The organism is Nonomuraea rubra (assembly GCF_014207985.1).
GTDB lineage: Bacteria > Actinomycetota > Actinomycetes > Streptosporangiales > Streptosporangiaceae > Nonomuraea > Nonomuraea rubra.
Genome location: NZ_JACHMI010000001.1, coordinates 8,976,089 through 8,988,168, shown reverse-complemented (window position 1 = coordinate 8,988,168; position 12,080 = coordinate 8,976,089). Strand labels below are relative to the sequence as shown.

The window sequence follows — 12,080 nt, the reverse complement described above, 5'->3', positions numbered from 1 at the left end:
GTACGTAGGGCATCCGGCGGGCCTCGGAATGGACGCCAAGCTGCTCCGGATGACCGGGCACGACGTCCAGGGCCCGCTGTCGTCCGGCCCCGGAGAGCACGCCGACGTGCTGGCCCACATGGCCGCCATCCCGGGCGACCCGTCCCAGGCCAGTACGAGCGGCTGGTCCAGAGGCCGAGCTTCGCTGATCTGGCAGCTCCATGGAGTCAGGTGGGCTGCTGGATGCGCCGGCCGGTGGCCTCCACCGCGGTGATGACGATGAAGTGGTCACGGCCTCGGGCCCACGGCGTCAGCGGCAGGCTTTCCAGCCGGGCGAGCTCTGCCGGGTCGTCGGCGACGCGGGCATACCCTACGACGGTGACCGACCAGCCGCTGCGCGCCTCGGGGTCGAAGTCGTCGACCTCGAAGGCCACGACCGCGTGGCGGGTGGCGGCGGCCAGCTTGGAGCCGGCCGCCGTACGGATGACGATGTCCTGCTCGTCCAGGCAGAAGTTGACCGGCTGCACGGCCGGCAGTGCGCGGTCGGTGAAGACGATGCGCCCGATCGGGCGTGATGGCAGCAGGCGCATGCACTCCTCGTGGGTGAGTACCTGCAGACCGGCCGAGTCGAGTTTCATGTCTGTAGCGTGCCCGTGGTCGTGTCCGGCTGGTTAGGGACGAAAGGCCCGTGACGGCTGCTGATCGCCCTCGGTGATTGCGGGCTGAGGTTCTTGTGGGCGGGGGGTGGGGTGCAGGATCCGGTCGAGGCGTGCGGCGGCGTAGCCGAGTACGGACAGCGCGGTGACGATCAGCAGGTCGCCGGCGTTCAGTGGCTGGGTGCTGAGGAGTTGGCGCAGTGGGGGTAGGTACAGGGCTGCTAGTTGCAGGATGAACGCGCCGGCGACGGCGAGCAGCAGCATGGGGTTGGCCAGGGTTCCTGGGCGGGTGCGGGAGCCGAGGGCGACGCCGAGCTGGGTGGCGCCGAGGGCGAAGAAGGCCATGCTCTGCCAGGGGCGTCCGGTGGCTGCGGCCCAGATGGCGATGCCGAGGGTGACGGTGGTGAGGATGACGGCGATGCGGATGACGCGTTGCCACAGGCCCGCGCCGAGGGTGCTCTGGCTGGGTGGCCGGGGTGGGTCGGTCATGGCTCCTGGGACGGTGGGCTCGCCGCCGAGGGCTACGCCGGGCAGTCCGTGGGTGAGCAGGTTGATCCACAGGATCTGGGCGGGGAGCAGGGGGAGCGGGAGTCCGGCGAACGGGCCGAGGAGCATCACGGCGATCTCGGCGGCGCCGCCGGACAGGCCGTAGACCAGGAAGCATGCGGCGCCACAAGGGCACGGGCGGCTTCTGCGGGAGCAGGCTGGCGCCGTCGCGTGCGAGCCGCAAGGCCGCCTCCGCCGACGTCAGCCCAGACAAAGGCATCACCGTCATGTCCTCCGTGCTCGCCGCGGTCTTCCGGCAGGCGGATGATCGCTCGAATGTGTCCGCGCCCTACTGTTCGCGAACTCAGGTGCAGCCAACAGGGACGTTGGTCCTTTTCCGGAGGGCCGGAAGCACACATCGCGGAAGAATCCGTGGAAGGGCCTTTCGGCCCCTTAGGACCGACCTCCTGAAGGCCATTGGAGGTTCAGGATGGAGATCCACGCGCCGGCACGCCGTCCGGCCGTCGCTCGCCGCACCGGCTACACCATCGCCGCTGTCATCGACGGGACCCTGCTGTACGCCATCAACGCCCACCCCGGCTGGCAAGCCGTGCCCCTCCTCTCCCCCGATACCCTGCGGGTGCTGCCGCTGGTCAACCTCTCGCTGATCGCGGCACTCATCGCCAGCACGATCTTCCTGGCCCACGACCCGCGCTGGATGAGGTCGGCAGGGGACCTGGCGACCACGCTGATCAGCCTCACGGCTCTGGCCCAGATCCTGCGGATCTTCCCGTTCGCCTTCGACGACCCCACCGTCGACTGGGCGCTCATCGTCCGTACGGTGGTGATCGTGGCCATCGCCCTCACGGCCATCGCGGCCGCCGTGCATCTCGTGACCCTGCTGAGGCACGCGGCCCAGCGACCGTAGGCGACAGGGCGCCTGGCGGTGCCACCGGCGCCCTGAACACGACGCGGGCGAGCGATTCTGCAGTGATGAAGGAGCATCAGCGGCCCGGAACGCCGAGCCTGCCGCGGCCTCTCCTCACGTGGGACCGAAGCTCACTCGCGTTCTTGGTCGGGCCGGGGCACGACCATGACCGGCCGGTGGGCGTGGTGCAAGGTGGCCATCGCGACGCTGCCCATGAGGATCTCGCGTGCCGCTGAACGCCCCCGTGACCCGACGACCAGGACGGACGCGTCCCGGCTGCGGCCGCACGCGCTGAGCGCCTCGGCCACAGCGCGTCCAGGCGTGCCGGAGCCGCCGGCGACGTCCAGCCGGTCCAGGGTGATGCCGCCGCTCTGCGGCAGGCTGCCCGAGGGCGAGGGGATGTCAGCGCCGTCCACGCAGACGATCGTCAGGTCCCGTCCCGGGAACAGCTCCTGCGTCGCCGCGAGGGCGGCTTCTGCGCCGGGTGATCCGTCCCAGCCGATGAGCGCCGGCCCGCTCTCCAGCGCCGCCTGCTCAGCGGACAGCAAGGGATGCGGCACGACGAGGACGGGGCGGGGCGTGTAGTGCACCACCATGTCCGAAACGCTGCCCAGGACCGCTTGGGCGCCACCGAGGCCACGCGATCCGACGAGAACCAGGTCGGCGTCCAGTTCCTGCGCCAGCTGGGCGAAATACAGGCCTTCGCCGCCGTAGGCGCGGCGCACCAGGGGCTCAGCGTTCCAGCCGGCGGTGCGCGCGAGCCTGACTCCCCGATCGGCGAGCCTGCGTGCCTCGGCTTCCCCCTCGCGCTCGATTGCCGCGATGAAGGCGTTGAGCTCGGCGGCGCCCGTCCACAGCCGCCGCCGCAGGCTCTCGCTGGCGAACGGCGGGGTCCACAGATGGGTGATCCACACACGTGCCTGCGGGAACAGCGCGGCACCGACATCGATCGCCGCGGCGGCCGCTGGAGACCCGTCAAAACCCACGATCACATTGATCGCCATCATGTACCTCCCTGGGTACTGCTACTGCCAGGCACAGCCTTGCCCCATTTGCACCGGCTTCACCCTGAGCATCCACGGTGGCAGACACCGTCGATGGGAGGCTTTGGACCTGTCTCGCCTGCCGTTGGTCCTTCGCGGCCGGCGACCGGATCGGCCGGCTGGAGATGCGCCCGCCTGGATCGACCGGGAGGTTTGCGGTGTGACATCCGGCAGGAGGTGCCGGTCTGCCGGGATGATGGCTGCATGAACGTGAACGAAGTGCTGTTGCCAGGCGTCGGCCTGCGGTATGAGTTCACCACTCAGGCGGGGGAGCGGATCGCCGTGGTGGCGCGGCGCACGGGTGAGTTCGAGGTGGTCGGCTACGCAGGTGATGACCGCGACGAGGGCTGGCCGCTGTTCCGGCTGACCGAGGAGGAGGCCGAGGCGCTGGCGCAGATCCTGGGTGCGCCGCGGATCGCCGAGCGGTTCGCCGACCTGACCCGGGAGATCCCAGGGCTGAGCTCTGAACCGGTGACAGTGACACCGGCCTCGCCTTACGTGGATCGCCCGCTGGGGCACACGCGCGCACGCACCCGTACCGGGGTGTCGGTGGTGGCGATCGTGCGCGGCGCGGATGTGATCGCCTCGCCCGGCCCGGACGAGGTGTTGCGGGCCGATGACGTGCTCGTGGTGATAGGCACCCAGGAGGGCATCGACGGTGTGACGCGGATCATCCAGGGCTGAACGCGTGCACGTCTCGATCGCGCTGCTGCTGGAGCTCGGCCTCATCCTGGCCGCCCTCGGCCTCCTGGGCGCCCTGGCCCGCGGCATGACGCTGTCGCCCATCCCGCTCTACCTGCTGGCCGGCCTGATGCTCGGTGAGCGTGGCGTGCTGCCCGCCCCGGCCGCAGGCGAGTTCGTCCAGGCCGCGGCCTCGATCGGGATCGTGTTGCTGCTGCTGGCGCTGGGACTGGAGTTCTCGCTCGCGGAGTTCTCCACGAGCATGCGCCATCATCTGCCGTCGGCGGGGGTGGACCTGCTGGCCAACGCCGTCCCGGGCGCGCTGGCCGGCTGGATGCTGGGGCTGGACGGCGTGGGCATGCTGGCGCTGGCCGGCGCCACCTACAGCTCCTCTTCGGGCATCATCGCCCGGCTGCTCGGAGATTTGCGGCGGCTGGGCAACCGGGAGACGCCGTCGGTGCTGTCGGTTCTGGTGCTGGAGGACTTCGCGATGGCGGCCTACCTGCCTGTGCTGGCGGTGCTGGCCTCCGGAGGCACCTGGTGGCAGGCAGTGCTGGGCGCGCTGGTCGCGGTCGGCGCAGTGGTGTCCGCCTTCGCCGCCTCCTCCCGTTGGGGGCACCATATCGGCCGGCTCGTGGCGCACCCGGACAACGAGCAGCTGATGCTGCGCATGCTGGGGCTCACCATGGTGGTGGCTGCGCTGGCCGAGTTCGTGCACGCGTCGGCGGCGGTTGGTGCCTTCCTGGTCGGACTGACGCTGACCGGGCAGACGGCCGAGCGGGCACGAGCCGTCATCACACCGTTGCGTGACCTGTTCGCCGCGATGTTCTTCGTGGCCATCGGCCTGTCGGTGGCTCCCGCCGGCCTGTTGCCCGTCCTGCCGGCCGCGCTGGCGCTGGCCTTGGTCACCGGGCTGACCAAGGTGCTCACCGGGCGCTACGCCGCCGCCCGCGACGGGGTGGGCCGGCGGGGCCGGCTGCGTGCGGGCGCCGCGCTGATCGCGCGAGGGGAGTTCTCCATCGTCATCGTCGGCCTGGCGGGGCCCCACCTGCCCACCCTGGCGCCGCTGGTAGCCGCCTATGTGCTCGTGCTGGCCATCGCAGGGCCGCTCATCACCCGCTTCGTCGGAGCCCGGCCCACGGCGAAATCTCCGCCCAGCCGTGCCGGATCTCGGCCTCCAGCGTGAGCCCTCATTCCCGCCGGTCAGCTCGCAAGCGGCGGCCGGGTCGTCGCCGGCGCTGACGAGGAGGTCCGCGTGGGTGCAGGTGTCCGGCCGGGTTCGACCGCGGGGACGCCGCCCTTGAGGATGTGCAGGCCGGTGCCGCAGTTCGTGACGGCGCCCATGCGGTCGATCGCGTCCGTCGGTTCGATGAGCTGTGGCTCGGGAGTCTCCTCCCAAGCGCCCGACCAGTGCTTTCATGCGGAACCTCGTTGGAGAGATCGCGGAGGTCGGCCCTTGCCATGGTGGGGTCGCGTCAACGCGTCGGCGTGGCGTGTGCGGGTGCTGACGTCGGGACGGTGGCCAGGCGGATGCCGACCAGGATGAGCGCTGTGCCGGCGAGCAGCAGGACCGCCGTGGCGATGAAGAGCCCGGCCGTCAGCCCTCCCAGCCAGGGAAGGGTGGCGGCCACCCGCAGGTCGGCTGCCACAGCCGGGGTGCCGTTGGCGTTCATGACGACGACGGTCCACTTACCGGGCTGGACGTCCCAGGTCAAGGTACTGGTGCCGGTGGCCGCCCAGAAGGTCTGGGACGAGGGCGGAGCCGGTGTGGCCGCCCCCGGATACCGGTCGTAGGCGCCACCGATGCCTTCCGGGGTGACCCGTTCGTGGGTGACGTTGCTCAGATAGGCGGTGACGTCGTCCTGGCGGGCGATGCCGAGGAAGAGCGGGGTGCGGGTGCCGGATGCGCTGATGCGGACGCGGCCCACGCCGTCGCGCAGGAAGGACACGCCCTGCCCGGCGATGGTGATCTGCTCGCTGGTGAGGGCGTAGGTGGAGGTGGCCACCCGCTGAGGGCCGGTGCTGATGAAACCGTCGGCGTCGCGAGCCTGGCCGAGCAGGGCGGCGCCGGTGCCGGTGGCCGCGGTGGCGAGCCCGGCGAAGGCGAGGACGGCGCCGGTGGCGAGAGCCACGATGGAGGTGGCGCCGTGCCGCGCCGGGGTGTGCGCCGAGGCGGGCGGCGGTTCAAGCCGCGGCAGCTCATGGCCGCCCTGTTCGAGACGGAACGGCGGGTAGGCGTCGGTCATGAGCGTGGCGTACGCCGCGACTCTGAACGCCCACCGGTTCATCCCGAGCACGAGGTCGTACACGCCGTGCGGGTAGCGGCCGGTGAACAGCAGCGACAGCGCGGCGATGAGGACCAGCAGGCCGATGAGACCGCCCCAGTCGAGGGTGTAGAGGACGCCGCCGCCGTCCGGCAGGCTGTTGTTCCAGGAGATGATGCTGCCGCTGGTGAACAGGCCCACGATGAGGTAGTGGGGGATGGCCAGCAGCCACCATTTGACCAGGACGAGGCCGCGGGAGAGTCGTTCCGGGTAGTCGATCTCCAAGGTGGCCGGGTAGTCCGGGGCCGCGCCGAGCGTGAAGGGCGGGTAGCGGTCGGTGCCCAGGGCGCCGTAGGTGTAGTAGGCGACCCGCCAGGTCCAGCGCAGCACGCCCAGGTTGAAGTCGAACAGCGCGCGCGGGTATCGGCCGGTGAACAGGATCGCGAAGAACGCGACGACGGTGAGAACGCCGAAGGCTATCCACAGCAGGCTCAGCACGACGTAGTGGGGGATGGCGAGAAACCACTTCACGATCCAGAGGCCACGGTTGAGCGGTTCCTCGAGCCGAGCCTCGACCCGCACCGGATAAGTACTCATGCGACCAGCACATCAGCGGTCACGCGCGACTGCCTGCGGGCGAAAGTCCCGACTCTGGCGCTGATGGACCCAGCCGGCTCACGTGCCCGTCGTCCCGGACGCGACGCTGTCACAGCCAAGGCCGATGACGACGAGGTCCAGCGCTGTCGTTCTGGGCCTCAAGCGGTTTCCAGCTCGGCGGCGGGGCGCCGTGGGCTGCGCGCCACGGGAAGCCCGTAACCGAGCCGGATGATCATCTGCGGGTGACCTCGGCGGTGGTGGGGGTCGCGGCGCTTGCGCATGTCGCGCAGGTCCAGCGGCTGGTTCAGGAACGATGCCGACACGCCGTGCCCGGCGGCCACCAGCAGCACCCGCTGCAGCGCCTGACCGGCCCGCAGCCAGTCCGCGGGGCGATCGCCCATGGTGGTCAGCACGGCGAGCTGCGGGTGTTCCTCGAATCGTGCCTCGCCTTCCTGCCGCCCGAAGTCCCGGACAGGCGCTGGATCGCGCAGCGGGCGTGGCCCGTGGACGTAGCCCGGAAGGCCGTCGTACCGCGCGCCCGGCATCGCCCACGCGGCCAGCTCGGCGCGGTAGTCGTGGTCGCGGGCCAGCTCCTCCTCGGCGATGGCGGCACAGTCCAGCGTGTCGGCCGTCGCATGCCGGTCGAGGAACACCAGCCCCGCTCCCTCCCGCATGGCGGCCTGCCGGAGTTCGGCCCGCACCGCGCGTGGCAGAGCACGGTCGGCGAAGGGCCGGCGGCTGGTGCGGCGCACGGGGATGAGGTCGTACAACTCGCGATACTCCTCGGGGACGGGCAGCGGCCCGCCCATGCGCACGGCCGCCAGCAGCTCGGGCTCCGCCTCGGGCGCGGGCAACAGCCACACCACTGGCCGCCGGCCGGACGTACGCACTGCCAGGCGCAGGTTGAACAGCGCCGCGCCGCAGCTCACGTACTGATTGCGGCCGCGCGGATCGCTGATCCGCAGCCGCCGGTCGGGATCGGCGAACATCTCGACGAACTCCCGGCGGACCACGTTGAAGCGCCATGGCTGGGTGTTGAACACCGACGGCGCCTGCCCGGCCGCCACCAGCAGCCGTCGGACGCCGAGCTCGGTAGCGAGTGAAACGGACATCACACACCTCCTGCCACCGACGCTGCCGCACCTGGTCCGGCTGCGGTGAGGGCCTGACGGCCCCGCCTCGGTGCCGAAGGTCCCCGCGCAGCGGCGGGCAGCGCCACGACTTGGCGTGGGGGAGGACCAAGGTCCTCATGCCGAGGGCCGTACGGCACTGAGCGCCGGCGGCCACAACCGGTGTGATGGAGGTGAGACAAGGACGCACGACAGAACAGGAAAGGGAGGCCCGCCATGGCCACCACCATCCACCAGCCTGTGACGCACACCAGCGCGGGCAAGGCGGAGCACAAGACCCCGGCCGACTACGTCTGGGCCATCGCCCGGATCTCGATCGGCTGGGTCTTCCTCTGGGCCTTCCTGGACAAGACCTTCGGCTTCGGCTTCGCCACCCCGGCGGCCAAGGCCTGGATCAACGGCGGCAGCCCGACCACCGGCTTCCTCAAGGGCACCGGCGAGCACGCCCTCGGCGGCTTCTTCACCGGCCTGGCCGGGCAGGCGTGGGTGGACTGGCTGTTCATGGCCGGCCTGGCCGGCGTCGGCCTGGCGCTCGTCCTGGGCATCGGCACCCGCATCGCCGCCGGCGCCGGCACCGCGATGCTGCTCCTGATGTGGGCCGCCGAGCTGCCCCTGACCACCAACCCCTTCATGGACGACCACCTCATCTACGCGATCGTCCTCATCGGCCTCGCCCTCGCCGGCGCCGGCAGGACCCTCGGACTCGGCAACCTGCCCATCGTCCGCCGCACCCCGTGGCTCCAGTAGCCGCCCTGGCCACCCGCCCGCCCTGCCCCCAGGGCGGGCGGGTTTTCGTTGACCTGAAGGAGAGATCATGATTCTCGTGGGAGTGGACGGCTCGCGGCCGGGCTCGAGGCCGTCGGCTGGGCAGCCCGGGAGGCGGCCCTGCGCGCGGCGCCGAGTTCCTGGTCGTGGGCAGCCATGGGCTCGGCGGAGTGCGCGGGATGCTCGTCGGATCGGTCGCCTACGGGGTGGCCGGGCATGCGCCGTGCGATGTGGTCGTGGTTCGCCAGACTTCCTCGACGGCGGCTGGTGAGGTCGTCGCCGGTGCGGACGGTTCCCGGCTTCGCCACGGGTGCTGGAGTTCGCTTTCGCCGAGGCGGAGCTGCGTGGTGGGCGGCTGCGAGTCGTGCACGCCAGGGCCCAGCAGGGGTTCGACCCCGTGGCGCAGGAGGGACCGGGCGCGCTGAAGGAGGCGCTGGGCGACCTTCGAGCACGGCATCCGGACGTGACCGTCGCAGAGGAGTTGGTGCACGGCCATCCGGCCGAGGTGCTGAGGGAGGCCGCGGCCGGTGCGGAGCTCCTGGTGGTCGGCTCGCACGGGCACGGCACGTTCGCCGGGATGGTGCTGGGCTCCGTCAGCCACGCGCTGCTGCACCACGCCCCGTGCCCACTCGCCGTGGTCAGAACGGCACCATGACCCGAAACCACCTGGACGACTGCGTGCGCAGGAGTCGCCGGCGCGGATGGGCAGCATGGGACGCCCCCATGAGCTGTGGGCGTGGCGGGCTGACCCTCACTCTGGGCAGATGCATCATGAGAACGATCCGGCTGGAAGAGGTCGAGGCTCGAAAGCCTCCGATGGCCGGTCCGGACAACCGAAGCCCGGCCCCGATCAGGATCGGGGCCGGGCACGGCGTCTTGTTCTGGAGTGGTCAGAGCTGGAAGACCAGGCGGGCGGGCACGGTGCCGGCCAGGACGTCGTCGAAGGACTGGTTGATCTCCTCCAGCTTGCGCGTCTCGTAGACGACCTTGGTGCGTCCCGCGGCGTGCAGTTCGAAGACCTCGGCCAGGTCGGCGCGGGTGCCGACGATGGAGCCGATGACGCTGATGCCACCGAGGACGGTCTGGAAGACGGGCAGGCTCATGGTGTTGTCCTTGGGCAGAGAGACCAGCACCAGGCGGCCGCCGCGGCGCAGTGAGGCGTGCGCCTGCTCCAGCACGCGCGGACTCGCGGCCAGCACGATGGCCACGTCCGCCCCGCCCAGGGCTTTGATCTCGGCGACCGGGTCGCTGACGGCGGCGTTGACCGTGTGAGAGGCGCCCAGCTCCCGGGCCAGGCGCAGCTTCTCGTCGGTGACGTCGACCGCGATGGTCTCGCCGCCGAAGATCTGCGCGTACTGCTGCGCCAGGTGGCCCAGCCCGCCGATGCCGAAGATCGCGGCACGTTCGGAAGGCCGCAGACCGGAGACCTTGACCGCCTTGTACGTGGTCACCCCCGCGCAGGTCAGCGGCGCGGCCTCAGCCGAGGCGACGCCATCGGGCACCGGGACCACGTAGGCGGCGTGCGCGACCGCGTACTCGGCGTGGCCGCCGTTGATCGCGTACCCGCTGTTCAGCTGGGACTCGCACAGGGTCTCACGGCCGCTGACGCAGTATTCGCAGGTGCCGCAGGCGTAGCCGAGCCAGGGGATGGCCACCCGCTCGCCGACCGCCCGGCCGGTCACGGCGGAGCCGACCTCCTCGATGACGCCGACGCCCTCGTGGCCCGGGGTGAACGGCAGCGCGGGTTTGACCGGCCAGTCGCCGTGGGCGGCGTGGATGTCGGTGTGGCACAGCCCGCTCGCCTCGATGCGGACGAGGACCTGGGACGGCCCCGGCTCGGGTACGGGCACCTCCTGAAGTTCGACGGGCTTGTCGAAGGCGGTGACGACGGCAGCACGCATGACTGTTCTTCTTTCTCCATCGGGTCTCGCCTTCAGCCTTCCGGTCACAGCGGCGCCCACATCAGGGCCGAAGGTCCCGTACTCGCGGAGTCCCGAGTCACCTCTGGCAGGACCTTGCGTCATCCATCGGCCTCATGGGGCGGCGGGTAAGGCGGGAAGCGACATGAAGCGACATGGAGGCCATGCGCCCAGCGCAGCGTGGGAGCGGTGGCCGGGAAGCCTGCTAGCGAGTTGCGTGCTTTGGGTGCTTGCGGACGGGTATGAGGCCGGAAACTGATGATCGTGCGCAGGTACCAGGGAAGAATCACGCGGCGATCCACGGCGGTGCCTGGCCGGCGAGATCCTCAAGATGAGGCGGAGCTCGATGACGGAGACCGGTAGGAGACAGGCGAGCGAGGCGGATGGCCAGGCCGTGCTGATGCTGGTCATGGCGACGTTAGGCTTCGCGGTGAACTTCTGGGCCTGGGCCCTGCTCAGCCCGCTGGGTCCACGGTTCAAGGAGATGCTCGGCCTCTCGGCGCCGCAGCAGGCGTTGCTGGTGGCGGTGCCGGTGATCGTCGGCTCGCTGGGGCGGATCCCCGTGGGCGCGCTGACTGACCGGTACGGCGCGCGGGTGATGTTCCCTCTGGTGTCTGCCGTCACGATCGCGCCCGTTCTGTTCATCGGCGTCGCAGGGCAGACCTCGCTGGCTGCGCTGCTGATCGGCGGGTTCTTCCTGGGTGTCGCCGGTACTGCCTTCGCTGTCGGGGTGCCGTTCGTCAGTGCGTGGTTCCCGCCGCAGCGGCGCGGGCTCGCAGTGGGAATCTTCGGCGCGGGCATGGGAGGCACCGCCGTCAGCGCGCTGACCACCGTCCCGCTGGTGCGCGCCGGCGGCGCCGCCGCCCCGTTCGTCATCACGGCGGTCGTGCTCGCGGTCTACGCGGCCGTCTCATGGCTGATTCTTCGGGATGCGCCCGGGCGCAGCGTGGCCGGGCAGCCGCTGATCGCGCGGCTCACGGCCACGGCCAGGCTGCCGATCACGTGGCAGGCCTGCCTGCTGTACGCCGTCGCGTTCGGCGGTTATGTCGCCTTCTCCGTCTACCTGCCGGCCTATCTGCAGACTGGTTACGGGCTGGAACAGGCGGACGCGGCCTATCGAATGGCCGGATTCGTGGTGCTCGCAGTCCTCATGCGGCCGCTCGGAGGGTGGGCGTCGGACCGGATCGGCCCGGTACGAGTGCTGGCCGGGGTGTTCGCCGTGGTCGCCGTCATGGCGGCGATCCAGGCGCTGACACCTCCCTTGATGCCGGTGGGCACGGTCGCGTTCCTGTCCATGGCGGCGGCGCTGGGCGCGGGCAGCGGCGCCACGTTCGCGCTGGTCGCTCAGGTCGCCCCGGCCGACAAGGTCGGTTCGGTCACCGGCCTGGTGGGCGCGGCCGGAGGGCTGGGCGGTTTCGTGCCGCCGCTGGTCATGGGCTTCATCTATGGCCGGCTCGGCTCGTACGGGCTCGGCCTGGGCCTGCTGGCCGTCACCGCCGCGCTGGCCGTTCTCCTGACCCTGACCGCGGTACGTGCCCTGACCGCCGCGCGAGCACACGCTGACTGATCTGCGGGCGACGCACCGCCTCTACCTGCCGCTCATACCGGACGACCGCGGCACCGCTCACGCCA

At 71.0% G+C, this 12,080-nt stretch carries 13 protein-coding genes and 1 pseudogene; 7 read left to right on the top strand and 7 right to left on the bottom strand.

Features of this window, described 5'->3' with window-relative positions:
* Positions 1–206: 206 nt before the first annotated feature.
* The 3 genes and pseudogenes from HD593_RS40905 to HD593_RS65335 all read right to left on the bottom strand — a co-directional run.
* Positions 207–617, bottom strand: a complete 411-nt coding sequence (locus HD593_RS40905; RefSeq protein ID WP_185107683.1) for a pyridoxamine 5'-phosphate oxidase family protein — start codon at positions 615–617, stop codon at positions 207–209.
* A 33-nt stretch (positions 618–650) separates the two neighbouring features.
* A complete protein-coding gene (locus HD593_RS40900; protein ID WP_185107681.1) occupies positions 651–1,250 on the bottom strand; it encodes a cation transporting ATPase C-terminal domain-containing protein in 600 nt (199 codons plus the stop codon).
* 94 nt (positions 1,251–1,344) lie between these two features.
* Positions 1,345–1,401: pseudogene (locus tag HD593_RS65335) on the bottom strand (hypothetical protein); the annotation flags it as partial.
* 210 nt (positions 1,402–1,611) lie between these two features.
* Here HD593_RS65335 and HD593_RS40890 point away from each other — a divergent pair.
* Positions 1,612–2,049, top strand: a complete 438-nt coding sequence (locus HD593_RS40890) for a hypothetical protein (RefSeq protein ID WP_185107679.1) — start codon at positions 1,612–1,614, stop codon at positions 2,047–2,049.
* Positions 2,050–2,180: 131 nt separating this feature from the next.
* On the opposite strand, the gene HD593_RS40885 is transcribed toward HD593_RS40890, so the two are convergent.
* Complete coding sequence (locus tag HD593_RS40885) at positions 2,181–3,056, bottom strand: universal stress protein (protein ID WP_221525230.1); 876 nt, start codon at positions 3,054–3,056, stop codon at positions 2,181–2,183.
* Between the two features lie 240 nt (positions 3,057–3,296).
* Between HD593_RS40885 and HD593_RS40880 the strand changes: the two genes are divergently transcribed.
* Together HD593_RS40880 and HD593_RS40875 are read left to right on the top strand one after the other, a co-directional pair.
* Complete coding sequence (locus tag HD593_RS40880) at positions 3,297–3,776, top strand: cation:proton antiporter regulatory subunit (protein WP_185107677.1); 480 nt, start codon at positions 3,297–3,299, stop codon at positions 3,774–3,776.
* Positions 3,777–3,780: 4 nt separating this feature from the next.
* Positions 3,781–4,959: a cation:proton antiporter gene (locus tag HD593_RS40875; RefSeq protein WP_185107675.1), complete on the top strand. Its 1,179-nt coding sequence runs from the start codon at positions 3,781–3,783 to the stop codon at positions 4,957–4,959.
* Between the two features lie 289 nt (positions 4,960–5,248).
* Here HD593_RS40875 and HD593_RS64700 read toward each other — a convergent pair whose 3' ends face one another.
* Together HD593_RS64700 and HD593_RS40865 are read right to left on the bottom strand one after the other, a co-directional pair.
* The gene (locus HD593_RS64700; RefSeq protein WP_312904072.1) at positions 5,249–6,568 is read right to left on the bottom strand and encodes a DUF4389 domain-containing protein; all 1,320 of its coding nucleotides are present in this window, start codon (positions 6,566–6,568) and stop codon (positions 5,249–5,251) included.
* Positions 6,569–6,792: 224 nt separating this feature from the next.
* Positions 6,793–7,746 (bottom strand): Acg family FMN-binding oxidoreductase, encoded by a 954-nt coding sequence (locus HD593_RS40865; protein ID WP_185107671.1) that lies wholly within the window; start codon positions 7,744–7,746, stop codon positions 6,793–6,795.
* 234 nt (positions 7,747–7,980) lie between these two features.
* Between HD593_RS40865 and HD593_RS40860 the strand changes: the two genes are divergently transcribed.
* The 3 genes from HD593_RS40860 (at position 7,981) to HD593_RS40855 (ending at position 9,184) form a co-directional block, all read left to right on the top strand.
* The gene (locus HD593_RS40860; RefSeq protein WP_185107669.1) at positions 7,981–8,511 is read left to right on the top strand and encodes a DoxX family protein; all 531 of its coding nucleotides are present in this window, start codon (positions 7,981–7,983) and stop codon (positions 8,509–8,511) included.
* A 197-nt stretch (positions 8,512–8,708) separates the two neighbouring features.
* The gene (locus HD593_RS62400; protein ID WP_246549315.1) at positions 8,709–8,954 is read left to right on the top strand and encodes a universal stress protein; all 246 of its coding nucleotides are present in this window, start codon (positions 8,709–8,711) and stop codon (positions 8,952–8,954) included.
* On the top strand, positions 8,840–9,184 hold the full coding sequence (locus HD593_RS40855; RefSeq protein WP_312904070.1) for a universal stress protein: 345 nt from the start codon (positions 8,840–8,842) through the stop codon (positions 9,182–9,184). Before HD593_RS62400 ends, HD593_RS40855 begins: the two co-directional genes overlap by 115 nt.
* A gap of 235 nt (positions 9,185–9,419) precedes the next feature.
* Here HD593_RS40855 and HD593_RS40850 read toward each other — a convergent pair whose 3' ends face one another.
* Positions 9,420–10,430, bottom strand: coding sequence for a zinc-dependent alcohol dehydrogenase (locus HD593_RS40850; RefSeq protein WP_185107661.1), 1,011 nt, complete (start codon positions 10,428–10,430; stop codon positions 9,420–9,422).
* Between the two features lie 364 nt (positions 10,431–10,794).
* Here HD593_RS40850 and HD593_RS40845 point away from each other — a divergent pair, with 364 nt between their 5' ends.
* Positions 10,795–12,015 carry an MFS transporter gene (locus HD593_RS40845; protein ID WP_185107659.1) on the top strand — a complete coding sequence of 407 codons (1,221 nt, stop codon included), beginning with the start codon at positions 10,795–10,797 and terminating at the stop codon, positions 12,013–12,015.
* Positions 12,016–12,080 lie beyond the last annotated feature (65 nt).